This is a genomic window from Micromonospora chokoriensis (assembly GCF_000718555.1).
GTDB classification, from domain to species: Bacteria; Actinomycetota; Actinomycetes; order Mycobacteriales; family Micromonosporaceae; genus Micromonospora; species Micromonospora chokoriensis_B.
This window is the reverse complement of the sequence record NZ_JOAN01000021.1, coordinates 16,131-30,594: the sequence shown is the minus strand read 5'-3', so window position 1 is coordinate 30,594 and position 14,464 is coordinate 16,131. Positions and strand designations below refer to the sequence as shown.

Annotated in this window: 13 protein-coding genes; 1 reads left to right on the top strand and 12 read right to left on the bottom strand. The window is 70.8% G+C overall.

Going from position 1 to position 14,464, the window contains the following annotated elements; all coding sequences use genetic code 11:
* Positions 1-19: 19 nt before the first annotated feature.
* From mtrB to efeU, 5 genes are all read right to left on the bottom strand, one after another.
* A complete protein-coding gene (gene mtrB / locus IF46_RS0125125; protein ID WP_030490844.1) occupies positions 20-1,777 on the bottom strand; it encodes an MtrAB system histidine kinase MtrB in 1,758 nt (585 codons plus the stop codon).
* A 12-nt stretch (positions 1,778-1,789) separates the two neighbouring features.
* Positions 1,790-2,479, bottom strand: a complete 690-nt coding sequence (mtrA, locus tag IF46_RS0125120) for an MtrAB system response regulator MtrA (RefSeq protein ID WP_030331519.1) — start codon at positions 2,477-2,479, stop codon at positions 1,790-1,792.
* Between the two features lie 121 nt (positions 2,480-2,600).
* Positions 2,601-3,878: an iron uptake transporter deferrochelatase/peroxidase subunit gene (efeB, locus tag IF46_RS0125115; protein WP_030490843.1), complete on the bottom strand. Its 1,278-nt coding sequence runs from the start codon at positions 3,876-3,878 to the stop codon at positions 2,601-2,603.
* 25 nt (positions 3,879-3,903) lie between these two features.
* On the bottom strand, positions 3,904-5,037 hold the full coding sequence (gene efeO, locus IF46_RS0125110) for an iron uptake system protein EfeO (protein WP_030490842.1): 1,134 nt from the start codon (positions 5,035-5,037) through the stop codon (positions 3,904-3,906).
* 22 nt (positions 5,038-5,059) lie between these two features.
* Positions 5,060-5,959 (bottom strand): iron uptake transporter permease EfeU, encoded by a 900-nt coding sequence (efeU, locus tag IF46_RS0125105; protein WP_030490841.1) that lies wholly within the window; start codon positions 5,957-5,959, stop codon positions 5,060-5,062.
* A 170-nt stretch (positions 5,960-6,129) separates the two neighbouring features.
* Between efeU and IF46_RS34900 the strand changes: the two genes are divergently transcribed.
* Positions 6,130-6,288 (top strand): hypothetical protein, encoded by a 159-nt coding sequence (locus IF46_RS34900; protein WP_198041533.1) that lies wholly within the window; start codon positions 6,130-6,132, stop codon positions 6,286-6,288.
* Between the two features lie 64 nt (positions 6,289-6,352).
* Here the strand turns inward: IF46_RS34900 and ahcY are convergent, their stop codons facing one another.
* The 7 genes from ahcY to IF46_RS0125065 form a co-directional block, all read right to left on the bottom strand.
* Positions 6,353-7,852 carry an adenosylhomocysteinase gene (ahcY, locus tag IF46_RS0125095; protein WP_030490840.1) on the bottom strand — a complete coding sequence of 500 codons (1,500 nt, stop codon included), beginning with the start codon at positions 7,850-7,852 and terminating at the stop codon, positions 6,353-6,355.
* A 280-nt stretch (positions 7,853-8,132) separates the two neighbouring features.
* Positions 8,133-9,296: a mannose-6-phosphate isomerase, class I gene (manA, locus tag IF46_RS0125090; protein WP_030490839.1), complete on the bottom strand. Its 1,164-nt coding sequence runs from the start codon at positions 9,294-9,296 to the stop codon at positions 8,133-8,135.
* Positions 9,297-9,299: 3 nt separating this feature from the next.
* Complete coding sequence (locus IF46_RS0125085; RefSeq protein ID WP_030490838.1) at positions 9,300-10,298, bottom strand: cation diffusion facilitator family transporter; 999 nt, start codon at positions 10,296-10,298, stop codon at positions 9,300-9,302.
* Positions 10,299-10,365: 67 nt separating this feature from the next.
* Complete coding sequence (locus tag IF46_RS0125080; protein WP_030490837.1) at positions 10,366-11,562, bottom strand: SIS domain-containing protein; 1,197 nt, start codon at positions 11,560-11,562, stop codon at positions 10,366-10,368.
* Positions 11,559-11,744 carry a Trm112 family protein gene (locus IF46_RS0125075; protein ID WP_030490836.1) on the bottom strand — a complete coding sequence of 62 codons (186 nt, stop codon included), beginning with the start codon at positions 11,742-11,744 and terminating at the stop codon, positions 11,559-11,561. The genes IF46_RS0125080 and IF46_RS0125075 overlap by 4 nt, the downstream gene beginning before the upstream one ends.
* Before the next feature lie 61 nt (positions 11,745-11,805).
* Entirely contained in the window at positions 11,806-13,191 is a 1,386-nt protein-coding gene (locus tag IF46_RS0125070) for a phosphomannomutase/phosphoglucomutase (RefSeq protein ID WP_030490835.1), read from the bottom strand.
* A 70-nt stretch (positions 13,192-13,261) separates the two neighbouring features.
* A complete protein-coding gene (locus tag IF46_RS0125065) occupies positions 13,262-14,314 on the bottom strand; it encodes a hypothetical protein (RefSeq protein ID WP_030490834.1) in 1,053 nt (350 codons plus the stop codon).
* Between the last annotated feature and the right edge of the window lie 150 nt (positions 14,315-14,464).

The window sequence follows — 14,464 nt, the reverse complement described above, 5'->3', positions numbered from 1 at the left end:
CCGAGCAGAGTAGGTCGTCTCACGAGCGCACCTCCGCCCGCTGCCCGTCCCCGGCCGGGGTCGGGCCGATCGCCAACGCCCCGCTGGTGCCGGGGCCGATGGCCAGGGGGCCACCGTCGCGGGGGCCGCCGAACGGCAACGCGGCGTCGGCCGGCACCAACCGCAGGGGCGAGGTGGTCAGCCGGTCGCCCGCACGGGCCGGCAGGGTGAGCCGGAACTGCGCGCCCTGCCCGGGAGCCCCCCACGCCTCCAGCCAGCCGCCGTGCAGCCGGGCATCTTCCAGGCTGATCGACAGGCCCAGCCCGGTGCCCCCGGTCTGCCGAGCCCGGGACGGGTCCGCCCGCCAGAACCGATTGAACACCAACTTTTCCTCACCCACCTTGAGCCCCACACCGCGGTCACGAACGGTGATCGCCACGGCGGTCTCGTCAATGCCGAGGGTGATCAGCACCGGGCGGGCCTCGCCGTGCTCGACGGCGTTGCCGACCAGATTGCGCAGCACCCGCTCGACCCGGCGCGGGTCGACCTCGGCGATCACCGGCGTGCCCGGCAGATCAAGCTCGATCGGTACGCCCACCCGCTCGGCCAGGCCGGCCAGCCGGTCGACCACCCGGTGCACCACCGGCACCAGGTCGGTCGGCTCGGAATCCAGCATGGCGAAACCGGCGTCGAACCGACTGATCTCCAGCAGGTCGGTGAGCAACTCCTCGAATCGATCCAGCTCGGCCTGGAGCAGTTCGGCGCTGCGGGCGACCGCCGGGTCGAACTCGTCGCGCTCGGCGAAGATCAGGTCAGCGGCCATCCGGACCGTGGTCAGCGGCGTACGCAGCTCGTGCGAGACGTCGGAGGTGAAGCGGCGCTGCAACCGGGACATCTCCTCCAGGCGCAGGATCTGCCGTTGCAGGTTGGTGGCCATCTGGTTGAACGACGCGGCGAGCAGCGCGAGGTCGTCCTCGCCGTTGACCACCATCCGCTGGTCGAGCAGGCCGGCGGAGAGCCGCTGGGCGGTCCGTGCGGCGACCCGCACCGGGTTGACCACCAGCCGGGTGACAAGCGCCGCGAGCAACCCGAGCAGGATCACCAGGGCGACCCCGGTGGCCACCACTGTGGCACGGGCATCGGCGGCGGTGACGTCCTGCCGGGTCAGCGGCACCAGGTAGTAGAGCTCGATCTGGCCGAAGCGGGTGGGTACCGGCGAGCCGTACACGAGATATTTGGTGGGCTCACCGGTGAGCCGCCCGGTGCGGATCTGGCTGGCCACCTTGCCGTCGGCGATCGCGGCCCGCAGCTCTGGGCTGATCAGCGACTGGACGTTCGCCGAGGGGGCGGTGCGCGTCTGGATGTCGTTGGGATAACCGTCGGCGGTGATCGCCACCACCACCCCGCTGGTCTGCTGGGGGTCGCCGCCGGCCAGGTAGTTGACCGTGCCGTCGATGGTCTCCTGGAGCTGCGCCTCCTGCGCCTGCCCGTAGAACGAGACCTGCTTGGCCGTGTAACTGGCACCGCTTGTCACCCGCTGCCGGACGTCGCTGCGAGCGTTGTCGAGCAGGATGGTCGTGATCTTGTCGGCGATCAGGAACGCGAACCCGCCGACCAGCAGGCTGGACGCGACAAGCGTGATGGTCACCACGCGGACCTGGAGCGAGCGGCGCCAGGTCTGGTGCACCCGGCCCACCACCCGGGTGACCTGACCGCTCACCGCACGCCAGAACTCCCCGCCGGCGCTGGGCCGGCGGGCAGCCGTGCTGGGGGAGGGTGGGGGCGGTGAGGTCGACACAGTGCGACCAGGCTATCCGGTCCCCGCCTTGTAGCCCACGCCCCGCACGGTGAGGATGATTTCCGGTCGCTCCGGGTCCGGCTCGATCTTGGCCCGCAACCGCTGGACGTGCACGTTGACCAGCCGGGTGTCGGCCGCGTGCCGATAGCCCCAGACCTGCTCCAGCAACACCTCGCGGGTGAAGACCTGACGCGGCTTGCGGGCGAGCGCGACCAGCAGGTCGAACTCCAGCGGAGTCAGCTTCACCTCCTCATCGTTGCGGCTCACGGTGTGCGCGGGCACGTCGATGGTGATCTGGTTGTCCGGCGGCCCGATGGTCAGCATCTCGGGGGCCACGTCCTCGCCTCGGCGCAGTCGGGCCCGCATCCGGGCGACCAGCTCCTTGGGCTTGAACGGCTTGACCACGTAGTCGTCGGCCCCGGACTCCAGGCCCAGGACGACGTCCACGGTGTCGCTCTTGGCGGTCAGCATGACGATGGGCACGCCGGACTCCGCCCGAATAGACCGGGCGACGTCGATACCGCTCATGCCGGGCAGCATCAGGTCAAGCAGCACGATATCGGGACGGCTGTCGCGAAAAGCGGCCAACGCCCGCTCGCCGTCGGCCACAAACGAGGGCAGGAAACCCTCACTGCGCAGCACGATGCCGAGCATCTCGGCGAGCGCGGGGTCATCGTCGACCACCAGTACGCGGGCTCTCATGGGATTAATATTGCATCCTCATTCAGTTCGGTGGGACCGGGCTGTCTCCATGATCCCCCTTCGACGCCGCCGGGCGCCACCGCAGGCCGGGCCGATCCCGCTGTCACTATCCGGACGACGGTCAGCCGAACAGCCCACGCCCCCAGTTCTCCGCTGCGTCGCGTACCCCGGGAGGACAGGCGAACACAGCGCTGGAGACGTGCCGCAGGTACTCGTTCATCACGTCGTGTCGCGCCAACTGGGTCTGGATCGGCACGAACTGGCGGCGGGGATCACGCTGGTAGGCGATGAAGAAGAGGCCGGCGTCGAGCCGGCCGAGGCCGTCGGAGCCGTCGACGAAGTTGTAGCCCCGGCGCAGCAGTTGGGCGCCGCTGTTCCGGCTCGGGTGGGCCAGCGCGACGTGGGCGTGCTCGGCGATCAGTGGCTTGCCGTCCGCGCCACGCGCGGCGAAGTCCAGCTCGTCGAACTCCTCGGTCCGGCCGAGTGGCGCTCCGCTGCCCTTGGCCCGGCCGACGATCTCCTCCTGCTCAGCGAGGGAGGTCCGGTCCCAGGTCTCCACGAGCATCCGGATCTTGCGGGTGACCAGGTACGAGCCTCCGGTCATCCACTCCGGTCCGTCGCCCGGCTGCACCCACAGTTGGTCGCGCAGCAGCTCGGTGTCCTCGGCCTTGAGGTTGGCCGTACCGTCCTTGAAACCGAACAGGTTGCGCGCGGTGGCCTGGTCCCGCGAGGTCGACGAGGTACGGCCGAAGCCGAGCTGCGACCAGCGGACGCTCACCACGCCCATGCCGAGCCGGGCCAGGTTGCGGATCGCATGCACCGCCACCTGCGGATCGTTTGCGCACGCCTGCACGCAGAGGTCGCCGCCGGAGAGCTGCGGCTGCAACGCGTCGCCGGGGAACTTCGGCAGCTCGGCGAGGGCGGCGGGCCGCCGGTCGGCGAGGCCGAAGCGGTCCCGGCCGTCGGCGTCACGGAACAGCGTCGGCCCGAACCCGATCGTGAGGGTGAGCTGCGAGGGGGGCAGGCCGAGCGCCTCGCCGGTGTCGTCCGGTGGAGCCTCCGGCATTCCGCCGACCGCGCCGAGGACCCCGGCGTCGCGTCCCGCGGTCATCCGGGCGGCGGCGGCCGTCCACTCCTCAAGCAACTCGACCAGCCGGGCCCGGTCCTTGGTGATCACGTCGAAGGCGACGAAGTGCAGCCGGTCCTGTGCCGGGGTGACGATGCCGGCCTGGTGCTCACCGTGGAACGGCACCGCCTCGGCCGGGTGGTCGCTCGCCGCGGCCGGGCCACGGGAGCCGTTCACCAGTGCCCCCGCGCCGACCGCCACTCCGGCGACCCCGGCCACCCCGGCGCCGGCGAGGGTGATCGCCCGGCGCCTGGTGAACCTGCTCCCGCTCATCGACTCGACTCCTTCTGCCATCCGGTCACTTCGCGACGGCCGCCGCGACCTTGCTGATCGGCTCGGCGAGCGCGTTGATCCCGTCGGAGAGCTCCTTGAGCTCGGCCTTGCTCAGCGCGGTGTGCAGCTTCCACCCGTCGCCGTCGCGGTGCTTGCCGAGCAGCGTCTCGACGTTGGCGAACTCGGTGTCCAACTGCGTGACCAGCTCCGGGGAGCGCTGTTGCAGCGCGGGGCGCAGCGCGGACACGGCAGCCTTGGAACCTTCGAGGTTGGCGGCGAAGTCCCACAGGTCGGTGTGCGAGTAGCGGTCCTCCTCGCCGGTGATCTTGCCGCTGGCCACCTCGTCGAGCAGTTCCTTGGCACCGTTGGCGAGCTGCAGCGGGGAGAGCTTCTCGGCGTTGGCCTTGGCCACGATCTCCTTGACGTCGACAAGCAGACGATCGGCGATCGGGCCGTCCTTGCTGATGTCACCGGACTGCCACAGGTCCTTCTCGAGCCGGTGGAAGCCGGTGAACTCCATCCCCTCCTCGATGACCTCCTCGCGGCCGTCGATCTTGGGGTCGAGGTCGCCGAAGATCTCGGCCACCGGCTCGATCCGCTCCCAGTAGGTGCGAGCCACCGGGAAGAGCGCCTTGGACTTCGCGACATCGCCGGCCTTGACCGCGCCGACGAACTCCTCGGTCTTGTCCAACAGCGCGGCGGTCTGGCTCTTGACGTAGCGCTGGTAGTTGTCGGTGGCGTCACCCAACGCGGCGTCGGCGGTCAGCGGCTGCGCCGACCCGCTGACCTTGAGCGCACCCCGGATGCCCTTGCCACTCATCCCCGGCTTGCAGGCCGTCTGGTACGTACCGGCCGGCAACTCCACGTGCAACTCGCGACTCAGCCCGGGGGCGATGTTCTCCACCTCGCCCATCACGCGGTCGCCATCGGCATACACGTAGAACTCGGTCACCTTGGCACCCGAGTTGGTGATCTTGAAGGTGGCGGTGCCAGCACCCAGGTCGGTCGAGCCGACCTCACACGCGGTGTCGCTGGCCTTGACCACGATCGGGCCACCAGCCGCGGCCGAGTCACCCTTGTCAGCCTCGGAGCAGGCGGCCAGACCGGCCGTCGCCAGCACGCCAGCGGCGGCCAGCGCGAAGAACTGGGGGGTACGCATCTGAGCTGTCTCTCCTCGTGGGTCAGGCGGACTGCGGCGTGGACGCCGCCTCGGCCTCGGTGCCGGTGTCGGCCCCGCGCTCGGTGACGGTGGTGGTGGTCGCGGTGGGTGCCGGCTTACGCCGAGCCGGTCGCAGGAAGAGCAGGAGAACCGGTACGGCGTACGCGACCCAGGCGATCGTCTCCAGCACGGTGGGCGCGGGAGTCACGTTGAACATGCCGGCGAGCAGGGCCGCGTACCAGGTGCTCGGGTCGAGCGTGCCGGTGATGTCGAAGGCCAGGTCGTTCAGGCCGGGCAGGACGCCGGCCTCCTGGAAGTCGTGCACGCCGTACTTCAGGATGCCGGCGGCCACCAGGATGAGCAGCGCGCCGGTCCAGGTGAAGAACTTGCTGAGGTTGATCCGCAGGGCGCTGGCGTAGAGCAGCACGCCGAGGACCACGGCGGTGACGATGCCGCCGATCAACGCGAGCAGCGGCCCACTGTCGCCGGCCGCGCCCTGGGCGGCCGAGTAGAAGATCAGCGCGGTCTCCAAGCCCTCGCGGATGACCGCGAGGAAGGCCATTCCGGCGACCGCGAGGGACCCGACGGCCAGCGCCTCGGTGAGCTTGCCCCGCAGCTCGCCGGCGATGGTCCGGGCGGCCCGGCGCATCCAGAAGATCATCCAGGTGACGAAGACGACGGCGGCGACGGAGGTGATCGCCTCGAACAGCTCCCGGTCCTCGGATCGGGACAGCAGCGAGGTCGTCGTGTACTCGATGAGCCAGCCGAAGAGCACCGAGAGCGCCACGGCCAGGCCGACGCCCGCCCAGACCTGCGGCAATCGGTCCCGACGCTGGGACTTCACCAGGAAGGCGACCAGGATGCTGACCACCAGCGTGGCTTCCAGCCCTTCCCGCAGGCCGATCAGGTAGGTGGCGAACATCCGGGCTCCGAGTGGTTAGGCACGCCTTAGCTAACTTAGGGCAGGCACACCTTCCTACCTGGTCAGGGGCCTCGTCAAGTCCTTCGCGACAAGCTCACTCAGTCAGTGACGAGGACCATCGACCATCGGCAGTCGGTCTACAGCGTGTCGGCTGTGGCAGGATCCCCGCCGTGAGGGGATTCCTGCCGTGGTTGACGGTGCTGGCCGTGGTGCTGCTGCTCAGCGCGCTACGCCTGCGGGCGCTGGCCACCGTCGTGTCGGTCGGCTGGCTGGTCTGGTGCGTCTGGACGTGGTTCCGACCCACCCGGCGCGGTCCCGGATCGAGCTGACCCGGCGGCACGGACGACGAACCGGGCCGGCTGCGAACAGCCGACCCGGTCGAGGAGACGTCGATCAGTAGCGGTAGTGATCCGGCTTGAACGGACCCTCCGTGGAGACGCCGAGGTAGGCGGCCTGCTCCTTGGTCAGCGTGCTCAGCTTGGCGCCGAGCGCGCCCAGGTGCAGCCGGGCCACCTTCTCGTCCAGGTGCTTCGGCAGCACGTAGACGCCGATCGGGTACTCCTCGGTCTTGGTGAAGAGCTCGATCTGGGCGATCGTCTGGTTCGCGAACGAGTTCGACATCACGAAGCTCGGGTGCCCGGTCGCGTTGCCCAGGTTCAGCAGACGACCCTCGGACAGCACGATGATGGCGTGCCCGTCGGCGAAGCGCCACAGGTCGACCTGCGGCTTGATGTTGAGCCGCTCGACGTCGGAGCGCTTGGCCAGGCCGGCCATGTCGATCTCGTTGTCGAAGTGGCCGATGTTGCCGACGATGGCCTGGTGCTTCATCCGGGCCATGTGCTCGTTGGTGATGACGTCGAAGCAGCCGGTGGCGGTGATGAAGATGTCCGCCTGCTCGACCACGTCGTCCAGGGTGGCGACCTGGTAGCCGTCCATCGCAGCCTGCAGCGCGCAGATCGGGTCCACCTCGGTCACCACGACCCGGGCGCCCTGGCCACGCAGCGACTCGGCGCAACCCTTGCCCACGTCGCCGTAGCCGAGCACGACCGCCATCTTGCCGCCGATCAGCACGTCGGTGGCCCGGTTGATGCCGTCGATGAGCGAGTGGCGGCAGCCGTACTTGTTGTCGAACTTGCTCTTGGTCACCGAGTCGTTGACGTTGATGGCCGGGAACTGCAGGGTGCCTGCGCGGTGCATCTCGTAGAGGCGGTGCACGCCCGTGGTGGTCTCCTCGGTCACGCCCTTGATGCCGGCGGCGATCCCGGTCCAGCGCTGGCCGTCCTCGGCGAGCGAGCGGTGTAGCACCTCGAGGATGACCGCGTACTCCTCGGAGTCGGCGGACTCGACCGGCGGGACGACACCGGCCTTCTCGAACTCGGCGCCCTTGTGCACCAGCAGGGTGGCGTCACCGCCGTCGTCGAGGATCATGTTCGGGCCCTGGCCGTCCGGCCACAGCAGCACCTGCTCGGTGCACCACCAGTACTCCTGCAGGCTCTCGCCCTTCCAGGCGTACACCGGGACACCGGCGGGGGCTTCGGGGGTGCCGTTCGGGCCGACGACGGTCGCCGCGGCGGCGTGGTCCTGGGTGGAGAAGATGTTGCACGACGCCCAGCGCACCTGCGCGCCGAGCGCGACAAGCGTCTCGACCAGGACGGCGGTCTGGATGGTCATGTGCAGCGAACCGGTGATCCGCGCGCCGGCGAGCGGCTGCGCCTCGGCGAACTCCCGGCGGATCGCCATCAGGCCGGGCATCTCGTGCTCGGCGAGCTGAATCTCTTTACGCCCGAACTCGGCGAGCGACAGATCCGCCACCTTGAAGTCGCCGTCGGCAAGCGTGCTCGGCCGGGCCTCGGACGGCGTACCGCTGGCGGACGCCGGGAGGGTGCTGGTCATAAAAGCTCCTGTCGAACGATGTCTGCGCCGACTCTCCACCTTACGCGCGCCAACGAGCGGCATCGGCGACGGTCCACGGACAGCGCACGGGGCGGTCGGTGATGAGCGGACTTTCCCGCCCACGTCCCGCCCGCCCCGTGCATCCCCCCGGTTTGGTTTCCCCCGCACGTTCTCGGACCGTCGTCGCGATAACGCTGCGTACTCATAGAGTCACACTTAGGCAAGGCGACGTCAAGCCATTCCGGGAAAGTCGGACTTGTGCCGGTATCCGGTGCGCGGGTCAGCGCAGCCCGGACGTCGCCACGTACGCCACACCGCTGCCCTCGATCCGCAACGGCTCACCGGCCGCGGTACCGATCGCCGCCTCGCCGGACACCAGCGTCATCGCGCCGGCACCGTCATCCACGGTGATCGAACCGCCAGCGCAGAGGACCACCCGGGGGCCAGGCAGCGACAGCGTCACCGAGGGCACCACCGCGTCGACCCGCACCCGGTGCAGCGCGAAATCGTCCACCGGCACGGGCCACCAGTCGACACCAGGGCCCACCGGCTGCGCGGCCCGGACCGGATCGTCGAGCACCTCGAAGCGCAGCACCCGCAACAACTCGTCGACGTCCACCCGCTTCGGGGTCAGGCCGCCGCGCAACACGTTGTCGCTGGCCGCCATGATCTCCACCCCGCAGCCGCTGAGGTAGGCGTGCAGGTTGCCGGCGGGCATCCAGATCCCCTCCCCCGGCACCAGCCGCACGTGGTGCAACAGCAGCGCGACCAACACTCCCGGATCCCCCGGGTACGCCTTGGCCAGCCGGCGGGCCAGCTCCGCGTCCGGGCTGTCGGCCGACGCCGCCAGCACGGACGCCAGCAACTCGTGACGTTCGGCGACCGGCCAGCCGAGCAGCGTCCGAACCGCCGTCCGCAGTCCCGCCGGACCGGCCCGCAACGCGGCCACCACCGGCGTCAACGCCGGTACGCCGAACGCGGCGAGCGCCTCGGCCGACTCCGCCGGATCCCGGAAACCGCAGAGCGCCTCGAACGGGGTGAGCGCGACCAACAACTCCGGCTTGTGGTACGGGTCGGAGTAGTTGCGCCGGCCCTCGGGACGCCCCGCCTCTGCCGCGTAGCCGGCCCGCGCCTGCTCGGCGTCCGGGTGGGCCTGCAGGCTCAGCGGAGCGTCGGCCGCAAGCACCTTGAGCAGGAACGGCAGCCGAGCGCCGAACCGCTCGGACACCCGCTGGCCGAGCCACTGCCCTGGCTCGTCCCGCACCAGATCACAGAGGCTCACCCGCAGACCGGCGCGGTCCACCTGGGCCGGGGCACCCGGGTGAGCACCCAACCACAGCTCCGCCTCCGGGCCGGCGCTGGGCACCGGCCGCCCCTGAAGGAGGGCGATGGCTGAGCGGGAACCCCAGGCGTAGTCCCGGATCGGCCCGTACAGTGGCTCCACCCGTCAGCTCCCAGACCGCCCGGCCGCCTCGCCCTGCGGCTGCGGCACAGCGGTGTCGGCTGCGGCACCGGTGCCGGCCTCGGCGGCAGCAGCGCTGTAGACGTCCGGCTCCAGGTAGATCACCCGGGCGGTCGGCACCGCAGCGCGGATCCGCGCCTCCACGGCGTTGATGCCGCGCGCCAGGTCATGGGCGCTCTCCCACTCCGGAACGGCGATCTTCGCGGCCACCATCAGCTCTTCCGGGCCCAGGTAGAGCGTCTTCATGTGGATGATCCGCTCCACCTCGGGGCCGTCGGTGACGGCCCGCTCGATGGCGGCCAGGTCGGACGCCTCAGCGCCCTCACCGAGCAGCAGGCTCTTCGTCTCGATGGCCAGCACCACGGCGATGACGACCAGCAGGATGCCGATCATCGCGGTGCCCGCGGCGTCCCACCGACCATTGCCGGTGATCAGCGTCATCCCGACACCGAACAGCGCGAACACCAGACCGACAAGCGCGCCGAAGTCCTCCAGGAGCACCACCGGAAGCTCCGGCGCCTTGGCCCGGCGGATGAAGCGCACCCAGGACTGGTTGCCCCGGATCTGGTTGGACTCCTTGATGGCCGTCCGGAAGGAGAACGACTCCATGACGATCGCCGCTACCAGCACGACCACCGGCAGCCAGTGCCAGGACTTGATGCCCTCCGCGTGGTCCCACTTGTGGTACGCCTCGTAGAGCGCGAACAGGCCACCGATGCTGAACAGCACGATGGACACGATGAACGCGTAGATGTAGCGCTCCCGGCCGTACCCGAACGGGTGTTCCGGGGTGGCCGCGCGCTTCGCCCGCTTGCCGCCGAGCAGCAGGAGGCCCTGGTTGCCGGAGTCGGCGACCGAGTGGACCGCCTCGGCCAACATCGACGACGAGCCGGAGAGCAGGAACGCAATGAACTTGGTGACGGCGATGCCCATGTTGGCCAGCAGGGCGGCGACAATCGCCTTCGTCCCACCGTTGGCACTCATGCCACCGCTCCGCTTCGCCGCACGAAGCCGACCGGTCCACGCATGGCGCGCCGCCCCCTACGTTCGTTCACTGGTTCGACAGCTCCTTCATCTCGGTGATGGCCGGAACGGCCATCGGGTCGAGCCCGTGGGCCAGAGCAAGGTAGATCGAGGCGAAATCCGGGACGGCGATCAGCGAGGCCAGCCGCTCCAGGGCAGAGCCGCCCTCGGCGGTCACCACGTCGCACCGCACGCCCCTGCGCTCGGCGAGGGTCTGCACCGCGTCCGCGCGGCGCTCCTCGACGGCGAAGGGCTCGTCGGTGTCGTCCTCGGCGTTGAGCCCGCCGTCGCGCAGCAGCACCAGCCGCAGCCGGGTGCCCTCGCCGTCGTCCTCGGCCGGGTCGGCGAAGATGTCCCGCTCCCCCTCGGCCAGGCCGCCGAAGACGCCGTCGAGCAGCCCGACGCGACCCCGCCCGGCCTCACCGAGCGCCCCGGTGACCACCGGGTAGCGGGCGTTGGCCGACAGCGTGTCGCCGAACCGGCGGGCGGCCACGGTGGCCAGCGGGGACGAGCCCCAGACGATCGGGATCGAGCCGGCCAGGCCCAGGGCCAGTGACTTCGCCGGGTTGACGAAGGACTCGGCGGCGGACCGGCAGCGGTCCGCGTCCGCGTCGAGCCGGGCCGCGGTCTCGGCCAGGTCCGCCTCGTTGACCTTCACCAGCCCGAGGGAACGGGCGGCGAGCAGGACCGGCACGGTGAGCGCCCAGAGGCTGGCCCGGGCCGGGGCACGCCGGGGCACCGGAATGAACGGCGCCCGAGCCTGCTCGGCGATCGACTGCAACTGCGAGTCCGGAGCGCCCACGGCGACGAGTCGGGCACCACGCCGGTGCGCCGCCTCGGCGGCACCGAGCGCCTCCGGGCTACGTCCGGACGCGCTCACCGCGATCACCACGTCGGCCGCGCCAACCCAACCGGGTACGCCAGCCGAGCGGTGCCCGATGATCGGGACCGGGCAGCGCGGCCCGGCGACCGTGGCCAGCACGTCCCCGGTACGCCCCGCGGTGCCGATGCCGGCGATCACCACGGCGCGGGGCCGCCCGTCGTCGGCGAGCACCGCCAGATTCGCCTCGGCTGCCAGTGCGGCGCTCTCGCGGACCTGCGCACCGGCCGACGCCGTGTGCCGGAGCATGCCGCCTGGGTCGGCCTCGGCCAACGCCTGCGGGTTGTCGAGCAGGGCCTCGTCGGCGTCACGACGTCCGCTGACCCCGGCCGTACCGTCGATCATGAGGGCTGCCCGGGGCCGCCACGCGCCTCGTCGAGCAGCAGCACCGGCACATCGTCGCGGACCTCGAAGATCCGGCCGCACTCCGTGCAGGTCAACGTCTGCGCCTCGGCGTCGTAGGTGAGCGGGGCGTGGTGCGTGTCCGGACAGGCGAGGATCTCGAGCAACTGCGGATCCAGGGCCATGGCATGGCTCCTTCCACGTGTGCGGCTTGACCGACGGCGGTGCCGACCGGCGCTGGCGATCTTATCGGCGAACGCGGTCGAGCACGTCGTCCCGGAGCGAGACCATCCGATCCCGGGTAGGCGCCTCGACGTTGAGCCGCAGCAGCGGCTCCGTGTTGGAGGCGCGCAGGTTGAACCAGGCGCCATCGGGGAAACGCAGAGTGAGCCCGTCCATCTCGTCGGCCACCGCGTCGGGGTACGCGGCTCGCACGTCGGCCACCGCCGCCGCCTGGTCGGTCACCGTCGAGTTGATCTCGCCGGAGGCGACGTAGCGCTCGTACTCACCGGCCAACACGGACAGCGGCAGCGACTGCTCGCCCAGCGCGGCCAAGGTGTGCATCGCCGCGAGCATCCCGGTGTCGGCGAACCAGAAGTCCCGGAAGTAGTAGTGCGCGGAGTGCTCGCCGCCGAAGACCGCGTTGGTGCGGGCCATCTCGGCCTTGATGAAGGAGTGCCCGACCCGGGCGACGACCGGCTGCCCGCCGTGCTCGCGGATGATCTCCGCGACCGCGCTGGAGGTGATCACGCCGTGGATCACTGTCGAGCCCGGGTGCTTGGCCAGCTCACGGGCGGCGACGAGAGCCGTGATCGCCGATGGCGAGACCGGCTCCCCGCGCTCGTCCACCACGAAGCACCGGTCGGCGTCACCGTCGAAGGCCAACCCGATGTCGGCGCCGTGCTCGACCACCGCACGCTGGAGGTCGACCAGGTTCGCCGGGTCCAATGGGTTGGCCTCGTGGTTGGGGAAGCTGCCGTCCAGCTCGAAGTAGAGCGGCACGATCTCCAGCGGCAGCGGCGACAGGGCCGCATCGCCCAGCACGGTCGGGACGGTGAAGCCACCCATGCCGTTACCGGCGTCGACGACCACCTTCAACGGCCGGATGCCCGAGAGGTCGACCAGCTTGCGCAGGTAGCCGGCGTAGTCGGGGAGCAGGTCGCGCCGCTCGGCCGGCCGGGTCGACGCACCGGCGGGACGGGCCTCCCCCGCGTCCAGCAGGGCCTGGGCCCGCTCCCGGATCTCGACCAGACCGCTCTCCTGCCCGATCGGACGGGCGCCGGAGCGGCACATCTTGATGCCGTTGTACTGCGCGGGGTTGTGGCTGGCGGTGAACATCGCGCCGGGCAGGTCGAGCGAACCGGACGCGTAGTAGAGCAGGTCGGTGGAGGCGAGCCCGATCTCGATCACCGAACGCCCCTCGGCACGCACGCCGGCGGCGAACGCGGCGGCCAGGCCGGGCGAGGTGGCCCGCATGTCGTACCCGACGACGACCGCGTCGCCTGGCTCGTCGGTGGAGTTCAGCAACTGGGTGAAAGCGGCTCCCAGCGCCTCGGCGGCCCGCTCGTCCCACTGGTCCGGCACCGTCCCTCGGACGTCGTACGCCTTCACAATCTGGGACAGATCAGACACGTGTTCCACTCCTTGGCCGCAGGTTAGACACCGATCCTGAGCCTAACGGAGGGGCCCGGTCGCGCTCCGCTCAGCCAGGGAGCCGGGGTATGAAGACGGTGTGGCCGCCACCGTCGGCGGGCGGGTCACCGGGCAGCGGCCGACCCGGCATCGGCTGTGTCGCCTCCGGCACCGAACCGGGGTTGTCCGGCCGGGCGCCGTAGACCCCGCCAGTGGCGGGACGCGGCGACGGCACCGCACCCCACGCGGGGGCCGGCGGCTGCTGGCCGTACACCTGACCGGGGCGACCTGGCTCCGCCGGCAACCCACCCCCGGCGCGGTAGGTGGTGCCACCGGGGTTGCCCGGCAGGGTGCCGGGCTCGTCGTCGGACGGCTTCCGGTCCTGCCGCGAGCGACGGAACAGCAGCACGATGAGCAGCAGTCCGACCGCCACCAGCACAATGCCGAAGAACATGATCGGCGATCCTCCTCCGGACGATTCGGCAGCGGCCGCCGTGGTAGCCGGCGCACCGGACACACCGCCCGGGGCCGCCGGGTTCACGGCCTCGTCGACGGTCGCGACCTCGGTCGGGGTCGGGGTCGGGGTGGGCGTCGTCGACCGCGACGGAGTCGGCGATGGAGTCACCCGCCCTCCGGTCACCCGGGCCGCGTCGGATGCCTGGCCCAGCACCTGACCATCGGCGCTGATACCCGCGCCCGTGACAGCGAGTCGGCCGCCCGGAGCACCGGCAGCGAACGCCACCCGGTAGCGCACCGTGATGCCCTTGCCCTTGCACAGGGTCGGCTTCGAGGGCGACGTCTGCGCGGTCGCCACGTTGCCGGCACCACCACTGACGGCGACCGGGACCCAGCGCCCGCCAGCGTTGACCTCGACCTTCACCTGGTCCGGTTCGAGACCCTCCAGGCGGAAGCCCAGCACGGTCCGCAGCAGGACACACCCGTCGGAGCGCTTACGCACCGCGACGTTGACCCCCTGGGCGGAGCCGCCGGCGGCGAAGCTGCTGGCCGCACCCACCCGGACCGAGTCATCGTCGGCCAGCGCCGGCGACGCACCGAGCATCACCAGACCGCCCGCCAGACCGCAGACCGCCACGAGCCGTGCCACGCGTCGACGCGCTGTCATGATCACCTCGCCGTTCTCCCCGGGTGGGGTCCGCGGGTCAGGCTACTACCGGCCCACCTACCCCACCTGTCATAGAGCGGCCCGCATGTGTGCGGCGTTACGGTTTAGGGCCCACCCCGCCGACCTGCGGTCGGTCGAACTGACCAGCCG